Origin of the sequence: Pseudoalteromonas sp. 1_2015MBL_MicDiv (genome assembly GCF_002407505.1) — a bacterium.
In the GTDB taxonomy this organism is placed as follows: Bacteria; Pseudomonadota; Gammaproteobacteria; order Enterobacterales; family Alteromonadaceae; genus Pseudoalteromonas; species Pseudoalteromonas fuliginea.
Genome location: NZ_CP012737.1, coordinates 712,183 through 735,265, shown reverse-complemented (window position 1 = coordinate 735,265; position 23,083 = coordinate 712,183). Strand labels below are relative to the sequence as shown.

The window sequence follows — 23,083 nt, the reverse complement described above, 5'->3', positions numbered from 1 at the left end:
TTGGCCGCTATTTTTTAATTTAAAAACTCTATTTATTAGCTAGTTTTTTAACTAATACGTTATCAAGCGAAAAACTTCCCGCTCCCTGAATTGCTAAAACCACAGTTACAACAAGTAACGTTAATGCATATTCATAACCATTGTTTGCCATAAATAAGCCATTACTAATATGTACGCTAAAAATAGCAATCAGCATAGTAAAGCCAGAAACTACAGCAGCAGGGCGCGTTAACAAACCAATTGCTAATGCAATGCCACCAAAAAACTCAGCGCTACCAGCCATCATTGCTAACCAATAGCCAGGCTCTAAACCAATACTCGCCATCCACTGCCCAGTGCCTTCAAGCCCGTAACCGCCAAACCAAGCAAATAGCTTTTGTGCTCCATGCGCCGCTAAAATAAGGCCAACTGGCACTCGTAAAATTAATGCTGCTACGCCTGCTTTTGAGCTAAGTAATGTGTTTAGTAATTTCATGAGTTTTAGTCCTGTTTTAATTTATTTAATCGTTAGGTTTTTCCTAACCGTTGAACACAGTTTACTATCATCATTAAAAAACATTAACATGGAATTTATTGGTTAATTAGCAACGCATTATTTATAATAATCCATAAAAAAAACCGCCAACCTAAAGGTTGACGGTTTTTTATTAACGTATTACTTAGTATATTTAAGTAAGCGCTTGGCTTTGAAAATTAAACGACTGCTTGCTCTAAAATTTCGCGGCTTTCTTTAAGCGTAATAGCTTGGTTTTCACCAAGTGCTAACATGCCGTGCGCTTCAAGTTTGCCAATAATATTGTCAATAGCTGCAGCTTTATCATCGCCATGCTCAGTAAGCTGGGTCGCTACGTCAAGGCTGTGGTAAAACGCTTCAATCGCTAGAATTGTTTTCTCAGCCAGGTCGTCAGATTGATCAAGACCAAACACATTTTTACCCATTTGCTCAAGCTTTGCTTTTTTAACTGCAAATTGGTTGCGCAGTAAAGAAGGCTGAACAATAGCAAGTGAACGTGCATGATCAACGCCGTAAGCGGCTGTAAGCTCGTGACCAATCATGTGCGTAGCCCAATCTTGCGATACACCAGAACCAATTAAACCATTAAGTGCTTGGTTAGCAGACCACATAAGGTTTGCGCGCCATGCGTCGTCTTGGTTTTCAAAGTTATCGCCCAGTGTTTTAAGCGTTTTTAATAGTGCTTCTGCGTAGCCATCTTGTACAAGTGCGCCTGCTGGGAATGTTAAGTATTGCTCACAGGTATGTACCCACGCGTCTACTAAACCATTTACAAGTTGACGCTGTGGTAATGTTTTCATTACATCAGGGTCCATAATTGCAAACTTAGGTTGTACCGCAGGAGACATAAACGGAAGTTTTTGTTTAGTCGTAGCTTTGCTCACAACAGAACCTTGATTAGACTCAGAACCTGTAGCAGGAAGAGTAAGTACTGCCCCAATAGGTAATGCGCTAGTTACTTTATGTTTACCAGTAGGAATATCCCAACCTTCGCCATCATAAACTGCAGATGCTGCGATGTATTTAACGCCGTCGATTACTGAGCCGCCGCCTACACCTAGTACAAAGTCGATACCTTGTTCTTTACAAATTTTTACTGCCTGGTCTAGTACTTCAATTGTTGGGTTAGCGCCAACGCCCGAAAACTCTACCCAATCAAAGCCTTCAAGTGCTGCAGCAACTTGGTCGTACACGCCGTTCTTTTTAATTGAACCGCCGCCGTACACTACAAGTACTTTTTGATCCTTTGCGATCAAATCAGTTAGTGAGGCAATTTGTTCTTGGCCGAACTGGATAAGTGTTGGATTTACGTAGCTAAATTTCATTATTTTGCTCCTAGGTGACGGTTAATTGCTGAGTACTTTACTTAGTTACCTAATAAAGTATCGATATGTGCATATTAATGGCAAAACAAACATAAAAAAAGCCCAATAACTCGCAAAAGCTTGCCTAAAACTATCAACGTTGTTATTTTACGCAGAATACACTCAATTAAAGATGCCTTTTATGCCCACCATAGCCAATATGTTGCAACAATACGCCGAGCATAATCAATTACTCAGCTTTGAAGGCACCATGGAAACTATTATTCCAGGCGTGTATTTTCATCGAGCAACTAAAAGCTCGCCGCGTCAGCCGCTTATATATAACTCAGGTATTATTATTGTTGGGCAAGGCCATAAAATAATTCACTTTCCTGAACATCAAATAAAATACGGCGCAGGCGACTACTTAGTCCTTGGCGTACCGGTGCCATTAGAATGTGAAGCATTTACCGATAACGACTTACCCGTTATGGGCATTGCCATAGATATAAACCCTGCAATGCTACACAAACTCGTTAATCAAATAATGCAGCATAAGCCTCTTTCAGCGTCATCGTCGTCAGCACAAATTGGCGCAGTGCAGTCGGCAACTCTAGATACAGCAATGGAGCTCATTACCCATCGGCTATTGACTGTTTTAAATAATCCACTTGAGGCAGAGATATTTGGCGAAGATATAGTAAAAGAATTGGTATATCACGTACTTTGCGGCCCTCAAGGCAACACTTTAATAGGCCTTGCGATGCATGATGGGCATTATGCTCGCATAGCACGTACGCTCTCCACTATGCACAGTAGTTATGCAAACCAAATAACTGTTGAAGGTTTGGCGGAAGATGTAAACATGAGTGTATCGTCGTTTCATCGCGCCTTTAAGCAAATTACCTTTGAATCCCCTCTACAGTACTTAAAAAAAGTACGCTTGGCTAAAGCAAAAGAACTCATTACTGCCAGCGGCAGTAAAGCCAACGAAGCTGCATTAAAGGTTGGTTATACCAGTCCATCGCAGTTTAGCCGTGAGTTTAAACGCCACTTTAATAAAACACCTAGCGAAGTATTAACTCAGCTACATAGCTAGCCCACAAAAAAGCCACTATAAAAAGTGGCTTTAAATAGCACGAGTGAAAAACTATACTTTTTTAAATAAAACCTCTGGGTTAACCATGGTTTTCATTTCAAGCACATTGCCATTTGGATCTTCAATAAAAAATGTTTCTTGCTCAAACTCATCACCAATAAAGCGACGGTAAGGTTTATCAAGATACTCTATACCCGCACTTTGTATTCGTACTTTTAACGCGTTAAAGTCGGTTTCTGATAAATGAATACCAAAATGCGGTACAGCTACAGCGCCCATATCTACGTCGTGGCGCACTGTAGGAAGACGCTCAACACTTTGATGCAATGTTAACTCGTTACCCCAAAAGTCGATATCAACCCAGCGACCCTCTTCACTATTACCGGTTTTACAACCAAGTACGTCACAATAAAATGCTTTAGTGACTTTTAAATCGCCAGCTGGAATAGCTAAATGCAAACAGTTAGACATAAATTACCCTTGGTTAACTCTTTTAATATACTAAATTACCCGGATTATACATAAATCTTAATTTATAGAACATTAACAACCATATAATTAAGCATATTTAATACTTTTAAAATGATTAATAAACAACCTTATTAAAGTTAGTGAATACTTATGCAATTATATTTTCAGGCAGTGCTTTAAAACCAAAAAGGGTTACTTTAAAATGCGTGGACTATGATTAAATTCTTATCTTTAAAATTCATCACTTTTTTTATGGGTTTTATATCCTGCTTTGTGATGCATACAACATTTAATGTTCCATTAGTGATTTCGGCCGCATTAACTGGGCTCATTGGCTCGTTTATACCGTTTCCTAAAAACGTTAAAAATCACCCTTATGCTGCTATTTATGCCGGTAGTTTTGCTGGCATGTGCTCGACTAATTTAATTACTAGTTATTGGGAGATTGTAATTATCTCGCTTATAGGTGCTAGTTTGTATGTGCTTTCCATGAACTTATTTACTGGTTTTGGCGGCAAGTTAGGTGGTGTTGCTTTTGCAAGTGTTGCAATATTTGTATTAGCTAAAGGGATTGTATTATGAGCCTTGAATATCCGTTAATTGCGCTGCTAGGGGCATTTTTAACGTTTTTTTTAGCAAAACATAATCGCTTTGATGCCATAAGAGCATCAGCTGCGCTTTCCATTGTTGCCTATCTACTTCTTAGCGTGCTTAACTTAAACCCTGAGCTTTACAGCATTGTGTTTTTTGGCGGCACATTTATAGGCATGAGCGCCCCACATCGCTTTGGTATATATACTGTAACTAACTCAGCCATTATTTTTTCAATACTCTTTGAGTATTTAGTTCCAAGGCTCGATGGCTATGGCGGCGCACTTGGCATTAGCGCGTTTTTGTCTGTATGTATTTGCCATACTTTTATTCTACTAGGCGCACCAAGAAGTAAAAAATAGTTAGGATTTACGAGAGCATGTGGGGTAACCAAATAAAACGTTTAGCTTTGCTTTAATGCCTTTTACTCTATAGATGCTTTTTATCAAATAGTCCCATTGGTGAAATGTTATTTTAAATGGGTTGTTAGTCTTTAACTGTCCTACGATGCCATATTTACAGGTTTTATTTGGGTCTTCCTCAACAAAGGTGCCAAATAATTTATCCCAAATAATTAATACACCCGCAAAATTTTTATCCAGGTAGCCTGCATTAATTGCATGATGCACTCTGTGATGAGAAGGTGTATTAAACACCTTTTCAAACCAACCAAGCTTATTCACTATTTGTGTATGCACAAAAAACTGATACGCCAAGTTGAGCGCCACAACAGTTAGGACTGTCATTGGGTCAAACCCGATCAACATCATAGGTAACCAAAATATCCACATGCCCACCAAGGGATACATTAAGCTTTGCCTAAACGCGGTAGTAAAATTCATTTTAGTGGAACTATGGTGTACGACATGCGCCGCCCATAACCAATGAATATGATGTGATGCTTTATGAAACCAATAGTACAAAAAGTCTTGCAGTAAAAAAGCACATAAAATAGAAAATACAGAAAGCTCTATATCAAACAAGCGGTATCCGTAAAGCCAATAAAAAAACGGCATGAGTATAATTAATGAAAGCGCATCTGCTCCTTGATGCATTAAAGCCAAAACCGTATTAGCTAGGCTGTCTTTTATACTGTAATAACGCCTAAACGCTATAAATTCAAATACTACAAAGGTTAAAAATACAGGGCTTAAGGCAAGTAAAATAATTTCAACACTCATGTTGTGCACTCCTTAAAATAGCGCTCTAATTTTGTAAGTGCGTTTTTAATATCTTTTTTAATGAAAAATTTAAGTATAAAACTGGGCATCCACCAAGGTGAAATACACTGTATAGAATAAGTAAGCTCAGTAGAGATAAATGCCTGCTTTTCGATAGCAGTTAAATAAATATCACCTTGATGAGCAGCCACAGGCTTATTGCCCACAATTTGATAGCAAATGTGATTACCGCTAGCACTTATAACTTGCTCAGTAAAAGTATACCCTGATGTTCTAACTTGCCTCACGGCTCCTTTTCCGCCGTTTATCTGCCCGCAATTTTGCGGTTTCAATAATAAAAATTGAGCGTTAAAAAACCTATTTAAACGTTCATGATCAAGCAACACATTAATTATTTCAGTGGGAGGAGCTGCAAGGTTTTGTTTTAAATTTATTAATATCACTGCTATAACCTTAAAAATTATTCACCTAGGGCCCGTTTATCTTTCTAAGTTAAATTTGCAGTCGTATGCTTGGTTTTTAGGCAAGGCTGCGCCCATGTTGTGTGGTTATTTCCCATAAATAGACGATAACGCAGTATAAATACCAAACATGATCTCCCCTTGAGTTCGTCCTAGGGGCGGTAGCAGGATACAGAACTTTGCTCAGCTTTTAGGATGTAAGCCAGATCGGTAACACATGAGTAGGTACTTAGCCTTCTAGGTTACAAACCTCGCGCTGCGATTAAATTGCCCCTAAATAGAACAAACTTTAATCCCCAAAGGTCAATAGGTCCTAGCATAATAAAATTTTACATGGCAGACTTGCTCATACACGACCATTTTTTAGCTTTAGACGACAAATGTACTCACTTGCTGATCATTACTTTTCAAGTACTCTTGATTACTTACAAAGCCAAGGTATAGCCAATGAAGTGGCTTTGAAGGCCATCAAGTTTAATGAGTACAGTGATAATAAAGCACGACAATTCGCACCTCGTATTACCTTAACAAGTTACAACGCATTACTTGAATATTCACAAAAAACACTTAACGATCCCCTGTTCGGCTTTAAGCTTGGGCAGCATATTCGCACAGCAAATTTTGGAATTTTAGGTTACTTAATAGAATCAAGCGATAGTTTAGCCAGTGCTATACAGGTACTTTTAAATTATGACAGTTTGGTCGCTGACATAGGTAAATCACAATTTGAGCAGCTTGGAGATATTGCAATTATTCGCTGGCTACCGCATCCAAGTTGTAACGAACAGGTTATTTTGCGTAATATGACTGCTTGGGTATGTGTAATACGTCAATTACTTAACTCCAAGCTATCTCCTAGTTCAATATGTTTCACGGATCACTACTCAAAAGAACATTTAAATACATTGGCTACGTGGTTTAATTGCCCTGTAAGCATAAACGCTAAGTACAATGAAATTTCATTCCCGAGTAGTTATTTAACCCTGCCATTTAAAACCGATAACGCAGCAGTTCACTTAGCACTTAGGCAAATATCAGAGCAGCAGCTTTCTAACTTTAAAAGCCAGCAACATGTAAGCGAAAAAATTAACCATATGCTTATGGCAAAAACCGACTTGCAAGAGTGCGACTTAATACGTACTGCAAATGCGCTAAATATCACGCCAAGGACTCTTCAACGGCATTTAAAGCTAGAGCAAACATCCTTTGCAATATTACTCGAACAAGAGCGTAAAAGACGTATTCCCTTATTAATAGGAACACAATCCTTAGCCAATTTAGCTTTATCACTCGGCTTTAAAGATCAGAGTTCGTTTAATCGGGCATTTAAACGCTGGTACTCATATAGCCCTATTAAATATTTTAAAATGCAAATAGGTAAATAAACCTCCAATATAAAATTTACTTATTTCATACATTTGAGTATATATTTCAGACAAGAGTCTTTAAACTCAAGACATTGTAGTTAAAAAGATTATTGCTATGTATTTGCGTATTGTAGTTAATGCCTTTGTATTTATGTTTTGTAGTACGGTAAACGCAACTAGTCCACTTACCTTTATTGCCGAAGATTTACACCCTTACCATTTTCAAAACGAAAACGGTGAAGCAGACGGAGCCTCGGTAGATATAGCTAAAGCCGTATTAAGAGAAGCTAAGCTAAACGCGAAGTTTGAAATAATGCCTATGGCGCGTGCTTCCCATGAATTAAAAACCAACCCTAATGCTATTATGCTCTCTTTTTTAAAAACCCCTGTTAGGCAAAATCAATTTAAATGGTTAGGTGCGATATACTTTACAGATGCGTACTTAGTTAGTTTAAAAGATCATAAAGATAATATTAGCCATTTAAATCACGCCAAATTTTACAAAGTAGCAACTATTCGTGGTTATATGAGCGCCAAATATTTAAAAGATATGGGTTTCGAAGAAGACAAAAATTTAATCTTAGTTAGTTATTATCAGCAGCTATGGCAAATGCTCTACAAAAAACGTATCGATTTTGTTGTAGTGAATACACTTACTTTAAATAATGAACTAAAAATGTCCGGGCTTGATCCTAGCTTAATAGCTAAACGAGTTCATTTAACTGATTTTCCTTCAACCCTCTATCTTGCTACTAATAACCAGTTTGATGAACAAACAGCCATCGCAATATCAAAAGGGCTAAAAACGCTAAAGGTAAATGGCAAGTACCAAGCTATTTTAAAAAAATGGCAACTCCCCCTCCCACCTACCATAAATTAAATGTAATAAAGCTGCCCTATACTCCTCACAAAGCTTGCTAACTCTCACTTTACCATGGCTATTATTAAGACTAAAAAAGGTATTAAACTCAGCTACCAAGATGAAGGCGATAAAACAGCACCAGCTATTATTTTAATTATGGGGCTTGGGGCGCAAATGATAGTTTGGCCAGACTCGCTCTATTATGGTTTAGTAAAAAAAGGCTTTAGAGCGATTAGATTTGATAACCGTGATGTCGGGTTATCTAGCCATTTAGATGATTACAAAAATCCTAGTTTATTTAAAACATGGTTAAGTAAGTACTTACCTATACGCTCGAATATTCCTTACCTGCTTGATGATATGGCTGATGATGTACTCGCCTTAATGGCTGCACTTAAAATAAAAAAAACGCATTTAGTTGGCGCATCAATGGGTGGGATGATTGCCCAAATTATTGCAGCAAAACATAAAAAGAAAGTACTTAGCTTAACCACAATAATGTCGAGTAGCTCTACTTTTAAGCCAACAATAAAAAGTTTAAAGGTATTTTTAAAAGTATCTAAACTGCAACCAAAAACACTAACGCGCAGTGCCGCTATAAACTACAACATTCAGTTAAACCAACTTATTGGTAGCCCAGCTTACCCACAAAGTGAAGAATTATTAAAAGAGCATGCAATTAAAATAATTGACCGCTCATATAATCAAAATGGCTATAAACGCCAACTAATAGCCATAGCAGCCAGTAAAAACAGAGCCCAGTTAATAAAAAAAATAAAAGCGCCTACGTTAATTATTCATGGTAATGCCGATATAGTTTTTCCATCTATTGAAGTTGAAAAAACGGCTAAACTCATTAAAAAATCGAAGTTAAAAATTATAGATGGTATGGGTCATAACTTTGTACCAGAGCTTACGCCTAAAATGACAAAGTGGATTGCTAAGCATATAAAAAAGTCTCAACGAAAGTATCTAGAAAAATTACGCAATAAAAAACACCAACTGGTTAACCAAAATAAACTTTAAAAATAAGGTTTAATTATAAAAAACACAAAATTGGTAAGTTTTAATTTTTAAATTGGTATGTTAGATTGAAGTTAAGCGATGTCTTTACCGCACAATTTTTACTTCATCACACAGAGACAATAATGATAAAAAATACATCCACATTTAAACTTACGGCTTTAGCCGTTATCACACCTCTACTTTTTACGGCTTGTTCAAGTACCCAAAGCACTAATCAGCAAAGCGATGCGCCGGTACCTGCAACAAAGTTTGATTTATCACACTGGAAAATAAATGTACCAGTTGATTTAAACAACGACGGTAAAATTGATGAAATAGATGTAGAAGAAATTCAGACTTACGCACACCCTGATTTTTTCTATCTTGATGATAAAGGCTACATGGTATTTACCTCGCCTAATAAAGCGCTTACAAGTGCTAACTCTACTAATACTCGTAGTGAACTTAGACAAATGATCCGTGGATCAAATACTAAAATTAAAACTAAATACTCTAAAAACAACTTTGCTTTAGCTGTACATCCGTTATCTGACCGATTTGGTTCTGTTGGTGGAAAAATGGAAGCAACGTTAAAGGTAGATCATGTTGCGCTACGTGCAACTGATCCTGATAAAAAAGCGGCTTACTCGGTTGTTGTAGGGCAAATTCACGCAGGTAAAGATCAGGCACTTATTGATACCAAACTTGGTTATGGCTGGGGCAATGAACCACTTAAAATATATTACAAAAAATGGCCAGGACATAAAACAGGCTCAGTTTTTTGGAACTACGAACGTAACTTAGCTAAAACAAATCCTGACCGTACAGACATTACTTACCCTGTTTGGGGTAATACATGGGAAAACCCTAACGAGCCAGGCAGCGCCGGTATTGCATTAGGTGAAGAATTTAGCTACACAGTAAATGTGTATAAAAATGTTATGCACCTTACATTTAGCGCACAAGGCAAAGAAGACGTTAACTACTCTATTAACTTAGGTAATAACGTAGATGCTTATGGCAAAGTGGACGAAAAAGATCACCCACATGGCTACGCCGCAGATTGGCATTACTTTAAAGCCGGTGCTTATAACCAATGTAGTACTAAAAGCGCGAAAGGTATTTGGTACCCAGGTTGTTTAGGTACTGGCGATTGGACTACAGATAAACAAAATGGTGATTACGCTCAAGTAAGCTTTAGTAAACTAGCGTTAAGCCCAGCGACACCGCCAACAAAATAACTTATTAGCTTAGGCAGTCTCAGATAAGTAATTTTTTAGTGATGTAAACAGTGGCGTTGGTAGATTATTAATATCGCACCAGCGCCACTTTAAACATTTATTAGGCTCTTTAAGCTCAGGCTCTCCGCCTTCAAAATCAGCTTTTACATACAGCGTAATATAGTGTTTGTTCTCTGCTGTAAAAATATCATTGGTAAAATCAAGCTTAGTAATTTTACTTACCTTTAAACCTGTTTCTTCAAACACTTCTCGTATTGCACATTGCTCAACACTTTCACCAAACTCTAAATGCCCACCAGGTGTTGCCCATGTATTAGCACCATGCGCGCCAATGCGTTCACCTAGTAAAATTGTGTTTTGATGCTTTATGATAACCGCAACCCCTACTCTTACTACGTTACTCATATCGTGTTTTCTCTTATTTTTACTGCCTGCCATGCTGAACCACACGCTTTGTATTGTCAATTTTGTATTTTTAAAACCAGTGTGTTGATTAACTTTCAACCGACCAAGGTCGAATAGCTTGCTTGCTAAAAAAAGCCTACATTTTGTAAGGTCTCTCACACACAAATTTAGCTTTAGGAGCCTTACATGTCAGGCGAATATAAACAGCAATATAATGGCTTTAAACAAAACCCAGCCCAATTTTGGCTCGAACAAAGTAAAAATATTCCATGGTATAAAACCCCCACAACAGCATACACACAAGACGACGACGGGCTTTATCATTGGTTTAGCGACGGGCAATTAAACACCAGTTTTTTAGCGCTAGACCAACATGTTATTGCCGGATTTGGTAAGCAAACTGCACTGATTTACGACTCTCCAGTCACTAACACAAAGCAAACTTATAACTACTCACAACTACAACAAGAAGTTGCTAAATTTGCAGGCGTAATGCAATCGTTAGGTGTTACAAAAGGCGATCGCGTTGTTATTTATATGCCCATGATCCCACAAGCTGTTATTGGTATGTTGGCGTGCGCTCGCCTTGGTGCTATTCATTCTGTGGTATTTGGTGGGTTTGCTGCACATGAATTAGCTGTACGCATTGACGATGCCAAGCCCAAACTTATACTTAGCGCCTCATGCGGTGTTGAAATAAACAGCATTATTGAATACAAACCACTTATTGATAACGCAATAGACTTAGCTACGCACAAAGTAGAACACTGCGTTATTTATCAGCGCCCACAAGTAACCGCCACTCTTAAGCCTGAACGAGACATAGATTGGACTCAGGCAATGCAAACTGCTGCAAGCGCAGATCCGGTGCCTGTAAATGGAGATGATCCACTTTATATTTTATATACCTCAGGCACGACAGGCACACCCAAAGGCGTAGTGCGCGAAAATGGCGGTCACGCAGTGGCAATGCAATACAGCATGGCAACCGTTTATGGTATGAAGCCCGGCGACGTATTTTGGGCAGCGTCTGACATTGGCTGGGTAGTTGGGCACTCTTATATAGTTTACGCGCCGCTAATGTATCGCTGCGCAACTGTATTATATGAAGGTAAACCCGTTAAAACACCCGACGCCAGTGCATTTTGGCGCGTGGTTGAAGAATATAAAGTAAATGCATTATTTAGTGCCCCCACCGCATTTAGAGCAATCAAAAAAGAAGATCCAAATGCTGATGGTTTTAATCAATACGATACCTCTAGCTTAAAACGTTTGTTTTTAGCAGGCGAGCGATTAGATCCTCCCACTTACGAGTGGCTTAAAGAAAAAACCAAACTGCCAGTGCTCGATCATTGGTGGCAAACAGAAACCGGCTGGGCTATTGCTTGTAACCCTGTAGGGCTTGAGTACTTAGCAACAAAACCTGGCAGCTCTACCGTGCCTACTCCTGGTTTTGACGTGCGAATATTAGATATGGATGGCAATGAATGCGCAGCTAACGAACAAGGCGCCGTGGTAATTAAACTGCCACTACCACCGGGTTGCCTACCAACAATTTGGCAAGATACCTCGCGTTTTAAAGCAAGCTACCTAAATGAATACGAAGGTTATTATTTATCTGGCGATGGCGGCTATATTGATGAAGACGGCTACCTATTTATTATGGGCAGAACCGACGACGTTATAAACGTAGCAGGGCATAGGCTTTCTACCGGCGAAATGGAAGAGATAGTAGCCGCGCACCCTGCTGTTGCTGAATGCGCTGTTTTTGGTGTAAACGATCCTCTAAAAGGGCAGCTTCCTATGGGAATGATCGTGCTTAAAAATGATTTTATGGGCTCAAGTACCGACGTGGAAGAAGCGCTTGTTTTAAGTGTTCGTAATCAGATTGGCGCTATTGCGTGCCTTAAAAATATAGTTAGCGTAGATAGGTTACCTAAAACTCGCTCGGGTAAAATACTGCGTAAAAATTTGCGCCAACTAGTCGATGGCGAAGAGCTACAAATACCTTCAACCATAGACGATGCCAGTATCTTTGAAGAAATAAACCAACAACTAACACAAAGATAAACCCAACCAACCTATCTAAAGCCATTTTTATAATGGCTTTTTATTTCATCCTTATATTTGATCCTTTTACTTAAGTTTAGGCTTAGGTTTAAGTTTTAATTTAACTAACAACTGAAATTTTTTACGGCCTTGCACTCTCTTCTTTTAAACGTGTTATTAATTAATTTAAAAAGGAATGGTGTATGCCCCGCTTGCTACAAAAACTATTAACTACAGCCCTATTATTTATGGGCTTTGCCACACAAGCCTATGAAATAGAAGACCTAGGCAATGGCTTACACCGCTTTATAGACGACAGACACCGCTCAGTATTTTTAATCACTTCTGAGGGCGCGATTGTTACCGACCCACTTAATAAAAAAGCCGCCACCTGGTTAAGCGAGCAAATTAAAACTCGCTATAACGTGCCTGTAAAATATGTAATTTATAGCCATAATCACAGCGATCATATTTACGGCGCCGAGGTATTTAAAAGCCCGCACACCACGTTTATAGCGCATAAACTCGCTGCGCAAGATATTAAAAATACACAAATGAAAACGGTAGCGCCCAGCCTTATTTTTGATGACGAGCTACTACTTACCCTTGGTGAGTCAACAGTAAAACTTAACTATCATGGTCCAAACGATGGTCGTGGTTCGGTTAGTATATTATTCGAAAAGCAAAAAACGTTATTTGTGGTTGATTGGATTGTTATTGGCAGAATGCCATGGCAAAAACTGTGGAGTTACGATATTCAAGGCATGATTAACTCAACCCAAGCGGTACTCAAATATGACTTTGATACTTTTGTAGGTGGTCATGCCGATATTGGCAGCAAGGCAGATGTAGCGCGCTATTTAACTTATATAGAGATTTTATATAGCCAAGTAACAGCAGGCGTTTTAGCTGGTAATACGCTTGACGAAATTAAACAAAATGTAAAATTAGACCAATTTAGTGACTTTAAACAGTTTGATGTATGGTTACCACTTAACATAGAAGGCGTGTACGAGCGTTTAATGGAAGAGTCAGGCATGGGCTGGCGCAGCGATCTATAAGCTTTAGTCTAATAATCATTGGTATTGCCGTATTTAACGCAATACCAATGTATTCATTAATTAAATAAGGTTATTACTGATCAAACCTTTTTAATCTATCCCAATTACTTTAAGCAGTAACCTACATATAAACCGAGTAAGTAGTACTCCAAAAGCTCGCTAACGTTGCCAACATTTACTGCGTCTAGCTCATTTACACAAAACCACGCTTTGGAAATAACCATGCTTTATAGGCTGGGTATATTTAGGTATTTTAAAATTGATTAGGCTTACCAAGCATTCATAGGTATTTTTAAAGGTACTTGGCTACCATCTTCATTCTCTAAAAGTAATTGTAAAATCTCTCCAGACTCCTTGCGCATTAATTCTTTTGCTTCACTGGCAGGGCAGCCTGGAATTTTACAGCCTTCTATAGAAATGATTTTCTGTCCTGCAATAATCCCTGCTTTTTCAGCGGGTGAATTAGGCTCTACTTTTTCAATAACAAATGATGTTACCGTCGGGCTAAAAAAACCATCAGCCCCGACGTTCCCCAAAACTCCAAGTTTAACCTTCTCTGCAGCCAAGGCATTGAAAGAAGTAATTGAGATTAAAATAATTATGAATTTGAACATATGAATTAACACTCCATGTAAGTCTATTTAAGCTATAAGCGATGAGTAATAGTTCGCTAAAATGTTTAGCTGAGTTGGATTAAGTCAACTATTGCGAATCTGGCTTGATGGTATCGTTAGCTATGAAGCAAGTCAAAATGGTATACCATCACCTTGATTTTCTTCATTAAGTATTCTTATTAGGCTTAAGGGGGCATCCATTGGATCTTTGCTGAAGTTAATAATATCTTGAATTCCAAGTGCAACTCCTGAATTAAACAATTTATCGCCTGCTGAACTGAAAGCAAAATCAATCACCTCTTGGGCATCATACGACCCAAAAAGATTAAAGTAGCTATCTAAAAGTATCCCTTTATGATCTTTTTCATTGAAAGGTGATTGAGAAATAATATGCAATTGAAATCCCATAATATAACCGGATATTAATTTGTCATGCTTAGATAACGAAATTAACTCTTCAGGACTAATTGGTAATATCATCATTTGACCAGAAAAAGTAGAACCAATTGCATCAATTAATTTCTCAATTTTCTTTCCCTTACCAAATCCAAACATAAAGCTTATCCTTTCTTGCATGCTAAAGACGTAGCACTAAGCAGTGCTAAAACTGCAGGTTATAATGTATAGAAAAACCTAACAAATTGCTTTAATTAACTTTAACTGAAGCTAAACGTCTTCGTGTTTTCTAAGTTGACTTTGTATATATTCAAGAACATTAAAGCTAGCCAACCATGTAGTAAACTCATTATTGTTAATATTTCCTTTCACATACTCATTAATTGCGATTGTTTCAGTTGATATTGTCTCTGTTGTTGACCAACTAATGTCAGTTAAAAGTGACAGTGCTTTAGGAAAAATTAAAAAATTAGATTGGATGAAATTTGCTACTTCTTCAGTATTATTAAACCACTCTAAATGAGAATGGCTTGAATTTAAAAAAGGGTGGATTTGCTTATCCGTTTGGTACTTCCCATAGTGCACACCGATCAACTCAAGCTCATCTCCAGAGCCTGTTTGATGCGTTCGTATTCTATTGAACATTGAATGTACATTAGACTCACCTATTTTGATTTTGTCTAAATTAACACTCCGTACTGCGTATATTATTTTACTCATTATTTGTTACATAAATCGAACATTATAAGAAACTCAACAAGTTAGCTGTACAAAATTAACGTACATCCCTACTCGCGCTACCCTCACTTTTCTTACCTACAGTTTTAGCAAATTACTTAACACATTACTATCACTAAGTTTTTTATATTCTCAGCGTTAAATTAAATATTTTTGAATGTAAAAAAACGCGCTAAAGCTTTTTTAAAGATGCCTTAGCGCGGTTTTATACTTTAAATCTAAGTATTCTAAGTATTAAAAAAAGCGTATTAACTAAAATCAACCACCACTTCATAACGCTCGGGCATATCGTTTACTTCGTATACCCAACCGTGTCGTTTTATTATTTTTTCGCTTCACTCCAGCCCTAAACCGTAGCCAACATTAGCGGGCTTATTTGTGTTATTAGTCGCGTGCCGTATTAGTTTGTACGCTTTATTTACTATAGAGATCTCGCTGCGCAATATACCATTACCTTGATAGCTTGACTGGCTGCTTCATGCAGCAAGCGTACAACTAAGCGCAAGTAACAAACTGGTTGAGTGCTTTTTAAAATAAACCATTAATTATGCTTAATTCATACCATTACGAGCAGTTTATTAGGGCGAGAGTTAAAGATGGGTTAAATGGGCACACTTTATGAGAGTAAATACAAAAATTATTGTTACGCCATATTTAGCTATTTCTAGATTTTCCCTAAATACCATCTCAACAGGTGTTTTTAAGATTGTAACTACGTTACTGCGTTTTTATGACTCCTTACTACATCACTTCTACTTTATACCTCCCATATTTATGTTTGAGTACGTCCTCAGCCTCAGAAAAACATACAACACAGGTATTTTCTACTCTTAAGCGTAGCTTCTCTGCCCCCTTTGTGAGCACCTCTTTTTAATTTCAAAAAATATAAACTATAGCCATTGTTTATCGTCGGATATAAAAACGCCCATGTTAGTTAAACTATGGGCATTGCTTGAAATACATTTTAAGCGTGGGGTTACAAACCAAACACAACCTTTTCACTTTTCAGCATTCGGCTGCTTAAAAAACTAAACACGCTAAATAATATTAATGTAATCAAGGTAGAAAGTACTAATTGTGGTACTGGCAATGGGTTACCTTTGATAAACTCAATAAGTGCATATTGCTGAGCTGCAATAGGAACCCACTGTATAATATCGGTGGCAATGTCATAGGTAGTTATCATACTTAGCGACATAGGAATAAATAACACCATAGTTACATATGACTGTGCCTCTTTGAACGACTTTGCCATAAACGAAACAAATACCTGCAAGCTTGCCGACATTAATGCAATAGGTAAGCATACTGCAAAACAAAATAGCATAAATGCTGGGGTAATAGTGATACTAAAGCCGAGCTGTTGCCAAGGTACTAAGCCGTATGTAATTTTAGATACAATTAAAATGATTACGAGTCCTAGCATCGAAAAGCTGGCAATAGCGGCCGATTTAGCAAGTACAATTTGTAAGCTACTCAACGGATGGCTTAATAATAACGACAGCGAATTACGTTCGCGTTCACCGGCGCTAGTATCTATAGCTAGGTTCATCGCAGCGTAAAATACCGTTAAAATTATAGACAACGTAGCAATGCCTAAAAACATACCGCCTTTAGAGTCTGGAGTCGCCTCATCATGCGTCTCTACCGCTAAGGTACGCATAATGCTTGGATCAATGCCACGCGATATTAAACGTAGACTAGCCACTTCAGCGTTATAACTTGCAAGAGCTTTTTCAATACGATTTATATGCTTACCAAGTTTATCATTTGATTTATCAGCAATTAATGTAACTGTTGCAGGACGACCTTCACGCATATTTTTTTGATAGTCATCACTAATATTTAATGTAATAGACTTGAGTAGTTCGTCATTTTTATCGTTTGTACTCTGTATTTCATTGGCATTTAAATGCGCAACTAAACTAGGGGCTTGCTCCGCATTTACTATGGTGATTTTGAGCCCTTCGGGCGATGTAAGCTGTTGCAGTAATACACTTAATAGTAAACACATTGCAATGGGAGTACCTATTGCGTAATACAAGCCCGCCATCACTGAACGTTTGTCTCGGCTGGCATCAATGATTTCTTTTTTATAGAGTACTTTTAATAAATTAATCATGCTGCTATTCCTTCATCGCTACCAATTAGCTCAATAAATGCTTCTTCTAGCGTGGCTTTTCCTGCTTTTTCACACAGTTCATCTACCGAACCTTGCGCTATTACTTGGCCGTTAGCCATGATCACTACGTGGTCACATAATGCGGCAACTTCTTGCATCACATGCGATGAAAAAAGCACGCAATGTCCTTGTTCCTTTAGCTGTATAAGTAGATCTCTTAAAATACGTGTGCTCATTACATCTAAGCCGCGTGTAGGTTCATCTAAAATAACGTTAGACGGATTATGTACCACAGCCTGTGCTAAAGCGGTTTTCATGCGTTGGCCTTGTGAAAAACCTTGGCAGCGGCGATCCGCAATATCGTCCATATTTAATTTTTTTATTACCTCACTGGTTGCTGCTTTCGCTTTTACAGACGAAAGCCCGCTTAATTGTGCAAAAAAGGTAATATATTCTCTAGGTGTTAATCGCTCATACAGGCCACACGGATCAGGAAATAATCCTAAATTTTTCTTAGCTTCCATAGGATTTTTTGCTACATCTATGCCGTCTATTTCGGTTTCACCGCTGTCGGCTTTTAATAACCCGAACACGGTACGTAAACAGGTTGTTTTGCCTGCACCATTAGGTCCAAGCAAACCTGTAATTTGGCCATTTTTCGCATCAAAGCTTAGGCCGTTAAGGGCGTTAACATCGCCAATTTTTTTAGTTAGATTAGTTACCTTAATCATACCTTTACTCCATACTTTGAATTGTTGAACTGGCTGCGCCATTTATATTCATAAAAAACTTTTTATCGTTATTGTTATTGATACATTTTGTATCTATATCTTGCATATTTTGTTGATTAATAAACTGAGCAATTATTTTGGGCGCGCATGTTTGTGAGCCAATACCATGAGTTGCCGAAGGTGACACCAAATGAGTGGCATTTTTCATATTTACCATTGCCAACTCAGCCCAACTTGCAGGGGTTGCAGGGTCTCGCCCACCAGAAAGTAATAGAGTAGGCACTTCAGTGGTCACGGGCTTATAAAAGCTCTTATTTACTGGGGTTACATCCCAAATTGGGCACATTACATCAAACCCTTCAATCATCATTTTTCCCATGTAGCTTTTATTATATTTTGAACGCTTTTGCTCATTAAGCTGCGGCCAATCTTCACCACATACAATGGCATTGTGCATGCCCATTGCGAGCTGTTCAGTTATATCAACGCCCGACATCAATCCAACCCATGGCGAAAAATTACCATTAGCGGCTTGGCTAATTGCCAAAGGCAAAATTGCTCGCATTGAGTGGCTATAAAGTGCCATACGTATTGCGCCAAAAAACTTAGTTTTAGTCACCACTAGCGTTATGTTTTTGTATGTACGCGGGTGTTTCACTGTTGTTTCAATTGGCTGGCTATCTAACTGCGTCATTAAGGTATTAAATTGATTTTTTAACTGTGGATACTGTGAATTACAAAGCGTATTACTTTCACAACGTGCAAATAAAGCCGCTAACGAATCATCAATAGCTGCGCCTATTGCAGCCAAGCTTTGCTGCATAGGTACAACCCCATCCAATGTACTCGTTAATACTGAATTTGGAAATTGGCGGGTATATTCTTGCGCAATACGTGTACCATACGATACCCCGTACAAATGCAGCCCTTTATAACCTAAAGCTTTACGCACAGCTTCAAAGTCTTTTGCAGCAACAGGTGTTGAAAAGTGACTTAAATCAATATTCAGCTGCGCTTTACATTTTTGTGTTTCTTGAGCGCCCAGTAATGCGAGATCAGTCATTGAATCGTTAAATGCAAACTGTGTTTGCAGGTCATTACTTTCACATTGCAACTTATTTGAGTAGCCAGTGCCGCGTTGATCAACCAATAAAATATCACGCGTTTCGCGGACAAATCGTAAATTACGATTAAAAATAGCAGCTAGCTCTATTGCGCCCTGCCCTGGGCCACCAGCAAAAGCAAGCGCTGCTTCATCAGGGTGGCTAGGTTTAATAGCAGGAATAATCGCAAAGTTAATGTCGATTTCGCCATCAGCGCTGCTATCTGAGAGAGGGCGCTTAATACTGCCACACATTAATCTATCGGCTAACCCTTCCATATAACATGGGGTTAAAGCTGTATGTATTTGATCATTACTTTGAGCAAATACACTACTGCCACTTCCCGCTAATATTGATAAAAGCGTTAGCTTAGTTAGTTTTTTACGTAAATTAAACATGGTTTCCATTACTTTTCCCTTGTTGCTTTTTACACTCAATATGATAACTTTAACTACAGTGTATCGGTGTATTAATGTATTAATACAGTAGAGAAAGAATAATGTTAGAATTTATTAATGTCAACCCTAATAGTGGCGATCCAATTTATAAACAATTGCATGAACAAATTGTGCGGTTGATTGTGGGCGGGCAATTATCGATAGGCGAGCAATTACCTTCAGTAAGAAAAATAGCTGAGCACTTTTCGGTTAACCCTATGACTGTGTCGCGTGCGATCAGTCAATTGGTTGAACAAGGTTGGTTAGAACGAAGGCGTGGGCAACCAACCTGTGTTGCGCAAAAATCACAGCAGCAAACACAACAACAAGATACGCTATTATTTAATGGTGCCGATCAACTTATTCAGCAAGCCAAACAACTCGATGTATCGCAAGCTGTTTTAATAGAATTAATTAAAAAGCGATGGAAATAACCCCTATGGAACAACCACTCCTTAGCTACAAAAATGTATATAAAACAATTAACTCAAAAAATATTCTTAAAAATATTAATTTAGATGTGTATTCAGGTATGGTAATTGGCTTACTCGGTAAAAATGGCGCAGGTAAAACGACTTTACTACGCTGTGCACTTGGATTAGTAACTCCCGATATGGGTGATATTAGTGTTTTTTCAGAGCCAAGTTTACAAATTAATGCTGAAAACAAAGCTAAAATTGGCTATGTTGCTCAACAGTCATTTGGTTATGAGGGGTTTAAAATAGCCGATGCATTGGCACTACATCGTAGTTTTTACCCTAACTGGGATACCGAGCTTGAAACCAAATGGCTAGGTCGGTTTGAACTTTCAAGCACCGCTGCAATTAGCAACTTATCAATAGGTCAAAGACAAACACTTGCGTTAATTATGGCAATGGCATATCGCCCTAAATTACTTATTTTAGATGAACCAGTTGCAAGCCTAGACCCTATTGCCAGACGCGAGTTTATGAGCGATTTGTTCGATCTCGCACTCGATTCCGGTTCGGGGATTTTGTTTTCATCACATATCACTTCCGACATAGAGCGCGTTGCAAGCCATATTGCCCTTATAAAAGAAGGTGAACTGCTGTTATTTGATGAACAAGATGAGATTCGCGAAACTATCCGAAAAGTTAATTTTACCGATAACACCATTAACTTAACTGCTTACACTGTATTAGCTCAAAACAAAAATTCGGCCATTATTTATGGTTATAACAACGAAACAATTGATGGCGCATTGAGTATTAATCCGCTTTCTTTAGAGCAACTGTTTGTGGAGCTACATGCATGAGTTCGCCACAAAGCCGTAAGTGGTACCAAGGTTGGAGCGGTTTATGGTTAAAAGAAGCCGGTCCCGCTAGTTATTTTGTGCCATCAATATTCGCGACTATTTTTTCCCCTCTATTTATTGGTAGTGAACCTGTTATTCTTAATCTGCTCGCAATGTTTGCGATTATTTGCATGTACGCATCACTTGCTTTACAAAGTATTCGCTTACAAGCCACAGAGTGGCAGGCGCTAGTTGTTGATTATTGCCAACATGTAACGCAACAAGGCAAAGTGTTTATTGCAATAATAAATGGTTTCATGCTGATTAATGCAGCTATTGAGCAGAGTATTCATCTTTTATCTACTATCTTTGTAGCGAATACACTTGGTTTAGGGCTATGGCTTTTATGTAGAGTGAGCAGTCATTTATTTACCCTTGGATGTTACATAATATTCACCACAGGCATTATAAGTTGTGTGTTATTAGAAAAAACACCTATTTTTTTAATCCCTATAGCTATTGTTACTTACTTAGTCCTATTAGTATTTAGAGATAAATTTGGCCAACCATATCACTTTAGCAGTCATGCCTTTGCTAATTATCGTCATGGTGTGCAATCGGGGTGGTCGCCTGTTCCTGTTGGTTTTTTATCAAGTTACTCTAAGTATTTAAATAAACAGCTCTTTCCTTTGAGTTATTTTGTAGGGCCTTCACTATCTCAATTTACTATTTTGCTAGTAGGATTGAGTGCCAGCGCAATAATCATTAACTTTTTTTACGATATATCTAAGCACTCAATGTTTAGTTTAACAAATGTCTTGCTTGCGCTATTCACGCTTTGCCAATGGAGTCGATCACAAAGGACGCAGTCATGGGAATTGCTTTACACTCTCCCTATTTACAATAGCACTGCACAAGCAAAAAGCGCTTTTATCCAAAGTGCATTAAAATTTACAATTTACGTAGGAATATTTTGTTTTATTGTTACTTTGCCATTAATTGGACAACAACAATGGCAGTTTGTATATGCAGCTAATTTTTCACTTACAGCATGCGCAGCTTTTTTAGCTAGTTTTATAATTGGTAACATTGTTAAAAACACCAGTATTATGGGTATACTTTTATGTTTTTCATATGGCGGCCACATGGCTTTAAGTACTTACATCATTCAAAGCGATAACGGCTTTACAGACCTTGTTTTGGTAAGCTTATATGTATGTTCATTAGCATTATTAAATCGTTTCTCTGCAAAATATTTATAGCTTGAATTAAATAGGAATAAACCAAGTAATGATAAAATTAGTGCTTATTTACATATCGTTATTATGCTGTAGCTTTTCAACAAGCGCGCTGGTGCTCGTTAAAAAAAACACCCTGTATTACAGTGGCCAAATTACTGAGGTTCAAAATAATAAAGCTTCTGAACTTTTAAAAAGCAATTCCTCGATAAACGCATTAACGATTACCAGCGGTGGCGGTAACATCGATTTTGGTATGGATTTAGCTGACTTGATCGCCGCTCATAAACTTAGCGTGAGCATAAAAGACTTTTGCTTTTCATCTTGTGCTAACTACATACTACTCGTAGGGCAACCGACAACCATTGAGAAAAATGCAATAGTTGGCTGGCATGGCGATGCCGCCTCTGCAAAATGGCTCGACAGTGATATAGACACTATGGTCAAAAATTTAGATGAACCAAAAAAAAGTAAAAAATGGCAAGTACTCCGTGCGCATTATGATCAGGTTATAGCCAAAGCAAGTAAGCGAGAACGAGCAATGTATAAACGCTTTAATGTAAATCATGACCTACTTACTGTTGGTCTTGAGCCAAGTTTACGCAAAGCAGCAATAAAAAAACATGCGCGAGGCTGGACATACTCACCCAAGGCACTTGCGTCTTTAGGTGTTAAAAATATAATTTTTAATCAGTGGCAACCTCGTTCCGTTAAGCACTTCCCTTTATTAATAATAAAAGACGTTAATTAAAGCTTAATCTATTGTTTGCTAAGGAATAACCATTCAGCCTTAGCAAACTACCATTCTATTTTTTAGTTTATTTAAACCCCTTAAACT

General features: G+C 38.0%; 25 protein-coding genes. 13 read left to right on the top strand and 12 right to left on the bottom strand.

The window, feature by feature from the left end; genetic code table 11:
* Positions 1-28: 28 nt before the first annotated feature.
* Together AOR04_RS03265 and AOR04_RS03260 are read right to left on the bottom strand one after the other, a co-directional pair.
* Entirely contained in the window at positions 29-475 is a 447-nt protein-coding gene (locus AOR04_RS03265; RefSeq protein ID WP_007378229.1) for a DoxX family protein, read from the bottom strand.
* Positions 476-693: 218 nt separating this feature from the next.
* On the bottom strand, positions 694-1,839 hold the full coding sequence (locus AOR04_RS03260) for an iron-containing alcohol dehydrogenase (RefSeq protein ID WP_096792530.1): 1,146 nt from the start codon (positions 1,837-1,839) through the stop codon (positions 694-696).
* A gap of 181 nt (positions 1,840-2,020) precedes the next feature.
* On the opposite strand from AOR04_RS03260, the gene AOR04_RS03255 reads away from it, so the two are divergent.
* Positions 2,021-2,917: an AraC family transcriptional regulator gene (locus AOR04_RS03255; protein ID WP_096792529.1), complete on the top strand. Its 897-nt coding sequence runs from the start codon at positions 2,021-2,023 to the stop codon at positions 2,915-2,917.
* A 51-nt stretch (positions 2,918-2,968) separates the two neighbouring features.
* On the opposite strand, the gene AOR04_RS03250 is transcribed toward AOR04_RS03255, so the two are convergent.
* The gene (locus tag AOR04_RS03250) at positions 2,969-3,388 is read right to left on the bottom strand and encodes a VOC family protein (RefSeq protein WP_007378226.1); all 420 of its coding nucleotides are present in this window, start codon (positions 3,386-3,388) and stop codon (positions 2,969-2,971) included.
* Between the two features lie 213 nt (positions 3,389-3,601).
* On the opposite strand from AOR04_RS03250, the gene AOR04_RS03245 reads away from it, so the two are divergent.
* Together AOR04_RS03245 and AOR04_RS03240 are read left to right on the top strand one after the other, a co-directional pair.
* Positions 3,602-3,970, top strand: a complete 369-nt coding sequence (locus AOR04_RS03245; RefSeq protein ID WP_232525502.1) for a hypothetical protein — start codon at positions 3,602-3,604, stop codon at positions 3,968-3,970.
* Complete coding sequence (locus AOR04_RS03240; protein WP_007378224.1) at positions 3,967-4,341, top strand: hypothetical protein; 375 nt, start codon at positions 3,967-3,969, stop codon at positions 4,339-4,341. Before AOR04_RS03245 ends, AOR04_RS03240 begins: the two co-directional genes overlap by 4 nt.
* Here AOR04_RS03240 and AOR04_RS03235 read toward each other — a convergent pair whose 3' ends face one another.
* On the bottom strand, positions 4,342-5,160 hold the full coding sequence (locus tag AOR04_RS03235; RefSeq protein ID WP_033029956.1) for a sterol desaturase family protein: 819 nt from the start codon (positions 5,158-5,160) through the stop codon (positions 4,342-4,344). It lies immediately after the preceding gene.
* Complete coding sequence (locus tag AOR04_RS03230) at positions 5,157-5,603, bottom strand: SRPBCC family protein (RefSeq protein WP_096792528.1); 447 nt, start codon at positions 5,601-5,603, stop codon at positions 5,157-5,159. Before AOR04_RS03230 ends, AOR04_RS03235 begins: the two co-directional genes overlap by 4 nt.
* Positions 5,604-6,001: 398 nt before the next feature.
* On the opposite strand from AOR04_RS03230, the gene AOR04_RS03225 reads away from it, so the two are divergent.
* From AOR04_RS03225 to AOR04_RS03210, 4 genes are all read left to right on the top strand, one after another.
* Positions 6,002-7,006, top strand: a complete 1,005-nt coding sequence (locus tag AOR04_RS03225) for an AraC family transcriptional regulator (RefSeq protein ID WP_096792527.1) — start codon at positions 6,002-6,004, stop codon at positions 7,004-7,006.
* Positions 7,007-7,103: 97 nt separating this feature from the next.
* Positions 7,104-7,868 carry a substrate-binding periplasmic protein gene (locus AOR04_RS03220; protein WP_096792526.1) on the top strand — a complete coding sequence of 255 codons (765 nt, stop codon included), beginning with the start codon at positions 7,104-7,106 and terminating at the stop codon, positions 7,866-7,868.
* Between the two features lie 54 nt (positions 7,869-7,922).
* The gene (locus AOR04_RS03215) at positions 7,923-8,876 is read left to right on the top strand and encodes an alpha/beta fold hydrolase (protein WP_096792525.1); all 954 of its coding nucleotides are present in this window, start codon (positions 7,923-7,925) and stop codon (positions 8,874-8,876) included.
* Positions 8,877-8,998: 122 nt separating this feature from the next.
* On the top strand, positions 8,999-10,096 hold the full coding sequence (locus AOR04_RS03210; protein ID WP_096792524.1) for a polysaccharide lyase family 7 protein: 1,098 nt from the start codon (positions 8,999-9,001) through the stop codon (positions 10,094-10,096).
* Between the two features lie 9 nt (positions 10,097-10,105).
* On the opposite strand, the gene AOR04_RS03205 is transcribed toward AOR04_RS03210, so the two are convergent.
* Complete coding sequence (locus AOR04_RS03205) at positions 10,106-10,501, bottom strand: nucleotide triphosphate diphosphatase NUDT15 (RefSeq protein WP_198403019.1); 396 nt, start codon at positions 10,499-10,501, stop codon at positions 10,106-10,108.
* Positions 10,502-10,687: 186 nt separating this feature from the next.
* Between AOR04_RS03205 and AOR04_RS03200 the strand changes: the two genes are divergently transcribed.
* A complete protein-coding gene (locus AOR04_RS03200; RefSeq protein ID WP_096792523.1) occupies positions 10,688-12,571 on the top strand; it encodes a propionyl-CoA synthetase in 1,884 nt (627 codons plus the stop codon).
* A gap of 182 nt (positions 12,572-12,753) precedes the next feature.
* Positions 12,754-13,611: an MBL fold metallo-hydrolase gene (locus AOR04_RS03195; RefSeq protein ID WP_096792522.1), complete on the top strand. Its 858-nt coding sequence runs from the start codon at positions 12,754-12,756 to the stop codon at positions 13,609-13,611.
* A 269-nt stretch (positions 13,612-13,880) separates the two neighbouring features.
* Here the strand turns inward: AOR04_RS03195 and AOR04_RS03190 are convergent, their stop codons facing one another.
* From AOR04_RS03190 to AOR04_RS03160, 6 genes are all read right to left on the bottom strand, one after another.
* Positions 13,881-14,225: a PDZ domain-containing protein gene (locus AOR04_RS03190; RefSeq protein ID WP_096792521.1), complete on the bottom strand. Its 345-nt coding sequence runs from the start codon at positions 14,223-14,225 to the stop codon at positions 13,881-13,883.
* 132 nt (positions 14,226-14,357) lie between these two features.
* On the bottom strand, positions 14,358-14,780 hold the full coding sequence (locus AOR04_RS03185; RefSeq protein WP_024589722.1) for a hypothetical protein: 423 nt from the start codon (positions 14,778-14,780) through the stop codon (positions 14,358-14,360).
* 111 nt (positions 14,781-14,891) lie between these two features.
* On the bottom strand, positions 14,892-15,266 hold the full coding sequence (locus tag AOR04_RS03180) for a hypothetical protein (protein ID WP_096792520.1): 375 nt from the start codon (positions 15,264-15,266) through the stop codon (positions 14,892-14,894).
* 1,069 nt (positions 15,267-16,335) lie between these two features.
* The gene (locus AOR04_RS03170; RefSeq protein ID WP_096792519.1) at positions 16,336-17,481 is read right to left on the bottom strand and encodes an ABC transporter permease; all 1,146 of its coding nucleotides are present in this window, start codon (positions 17,479-17,481) and stop codon (positions 16,336-16,338) included.
* Positions 17,478-18,212 (bottom strand): ABC transporter ATP-binding protein, encoded by a 735-nt coding sequence (locus AOR04_RS03165; RefSeq protein ID WP_008135099.1) that lies wholly within the window; start codon positions 18,210-18,212, stop codon positions 17,478-17,480. The genes AOR04_RS03170 and AOR04_RS03165 overlap by 4 nt, the downstream gene beginning before the upstream one ends.
* Before the next feature lie 4 nt (positions 18,213-18,216).
* On the bottom strand, positions 18,217-19,722 hold the full coding sequence (locus AOR04_RS03160; RefSeq protein WP_096792518.1) for an alpha/beta fold hydrolase: 1,506 nt from the start codon (positions 19,720-19,722) through the stop codon (positions 18,217-18,219).
* 92 nt (positions 19,723-19,814) lie between these two features.
* On the opposite strand from AOR04_RS03160, the gene AOR04_RS03155 reads away from it, so the two are divergent.
* Genes AOR04_RS03155 through AOR04_RS03140 form a run of 4 tightly spaced genes read left to right on the top strand, consistent with a single transcriptional unit; the run spans position 19,815 to position 22,996 of the window.
* Complete coding sequence (locus AOR04_RS03155) at positions 19,815-20,186, top strand: GntR family transcriptional regulator (protein ID WP_007376926.1); 372 nt, start codon at positions 19,815-19,817, stop codon at positions 20,184-20,186.
* Between the two features lie 5 nt (positions 20,187-20,191).
* Positions 20,192-21,028, top strand: coding sequence for an ABC transporter ATP-binding protein (locus AOR04_RS03150; protein WP_033040229.1), 837 nt, complete (start codon positions 20,192-20,194; stop codon positions 21,026-21,028).
* Positions 21,025-22,269, top strand: a complete 1,245-nt coding sequence (locus tag AOR04_RS03145; RefSeq protein WP_096792517.1) for an ABC transporter permease — start codon at positions 21,025-21,027, stop codon at positions 22,267-22,269. The genes AOR04_RS03150 and AOR04_RS03145 overlap by 4 nt, the downstream gene beginning before the upstream one ends.
* A 28-nt stretch (positions 22,270-22,297) precedes the next feature.
* Positions 22,298-22,996, top strand: a complete 699-nt coding sequence (locus AOR04_RS03140; protein ID WP_232525501.1) for a hypothetical protein — start codon at positions 22,298-22,300, stop codon at positions 22,994-22,996.
* Positions 22,997-23,083: the final 87 nt, after the last annotated feature.

Coding starts and splice junctions, on each gene's coding strand:
- AOR04_RS03240 (WP_007378224.1), top strand. CDS start 3,967: ATGAGCCTTGAATATCCGTTAATTGCGCTGCTAGGGGCATTTTTAACG.
- AOR04_RS03190 (WP_096792521.1), bottom strand. CDS start 14,225: ATGTTCAAATTCATAATTATTTTAATCTCAATTACTTCTTTCAATGCC.
- AOR04_RS03220 (WP_096792526.1), top strand. CDS start 7,104: ATGTATTTGCGTATTGTAGTTAATGCCTTTGTATTTATGTTTTGTAGT.
- AOR04_RS03205 (WP_198403019.1), bottom strand. CDS start 10,501: ATGAGTAACGTAGTAAGAGTAGGGGTTGCGGTTATCATAAAGCATCAA.
- AOR04_RS03225 (WP_096792527.1), top strand. CDS start 6,002: ATGTACTCACTTGCTGATCATTACTTTTCAAGTACTCTTGATTACTTA.
- AOR04_RS03250 (WP_007378226.1), bottom strand. CDS start 3,388: ATGTCTAACTGTTTGCATTTAGCTATTCCAGCTGGCGATTTAAAAGTC.
- AOR04_RS03235 (WP_033029956.1), bottom strand. CDS start 5,160: ATGAGTGTTGAAATTATTTTACTTGCCTTAAGCCCTGTATTTTTAACC.
- AOR04_RS03160 (WP_096792518.1), bottom strand. CDS start 19,722: ATGGAAACCATGTTTAATTTACGTAAAAAACTAACTAAGCTAACGCTT.
- AOR04_RS03150 (WP_033040229.1), top strand. CDS start 20,192: ATGGAACAACCACTCCTTAGCTACAAAAATGTATATAAAACAATTAAC.
- AOR04_RS03245 (WP_232525502.1), top strand. CDS start 3,602: ATGATTAAATTCTTATCTTTAAAATTCATCACTTTTTTTATGGGTTTT.
- AOR04_RS03145 (WP_096792517.1), top strand. CDS start 21,025: ATGAGTTCGCCACAAAGCCGTAAGTGGTACCAAGGTTGGAGCGGTTTA.
- AOR04_RS03195 (WP_096792522.1), top strand. CDS start 12,754: ATGCCCCGCTTGCTACAAAAACTATTAACTACAGCCCTATTATTTATG.
- AOR04_RS03165 (WP_008135099.1), bottom strand. CDS start 18,212: ATGATTAAGGTAACTAATCTAACTAAAAAAATTGGCGATGTTAACGCC.
- AOR04_RS03180 (WP_096792520.1), bottom strand. CDS start 15,266: ATGTTCAATAGAATACGAACGCATCAAACAGGCTCTGGAGATGAGCTT.
- AOR04_RS03200 (WP_096792523.1), top strand. CDS start 10,688: ATGTCAGGCGAATATAAACAGCAATATAATGGCTTTAAACAAAACCCA.
- AOR04_RS03155 (WP_007376926.1), top strand. CDS start 19,815: ATGTTAGAATTTATTAATGTCAACCCTAATAGTGGCGATCCAATTTAT.
- AOR04_RS03215 (WP_096792525.1), top strand. CDS start 7,923: ATGGCTATTATTAAGACTAAAAAAGGTATTAAACTCAGCTACCAAGAT.
- AOR04_RS03185 (WP_024589722.1), bottom strand. CDS start 14,780: ATGTTTGGATTTGGTAAGGGAAAGAAAATTGAGAAATTAATTGATGCA.
- AOR04_RS03170 (WP_096792519.1), bottom strand. CDS start 17,481: ATGATTAATTTATTAAAAGTACTCTATAAAAAAGAAATCATTGATGCC.
- AOR04_RS03140 (WP_232525501.1), top strand. CDS start 22,298: ATGATAAAATTAGTGCTTATTTACATATCGTTATTATGCTGTAGCTTT.
- AOR04_RS03210 (WP_096792524.1), top strand. CDS start 8,999: ATGATAAAAAATACATCCACATTTAAACTTACGGCTTTAGCCGTTATC.
- AOR04_RS03260 (WP_096792530.1), bottom strand. CDS start 1,839: ATGAAATTTAGCTACGTAAATCCAACACTTATCCAGTTCGGCCAAGAA.
- AOR04_RS03265 (WP_007378229.1), bottom strand. CDS start 475: ATGAAATTACTAAACACATTACTTAGCTCAAAAGCAGGCGTAGCAGCA.
- AOR04_RS03255 (WP_096792529.1), top strand. CDS start 2,021: ATGCCCACCATAGCCAATATGTTGCAACAATACGCCGAGCATAATCAA.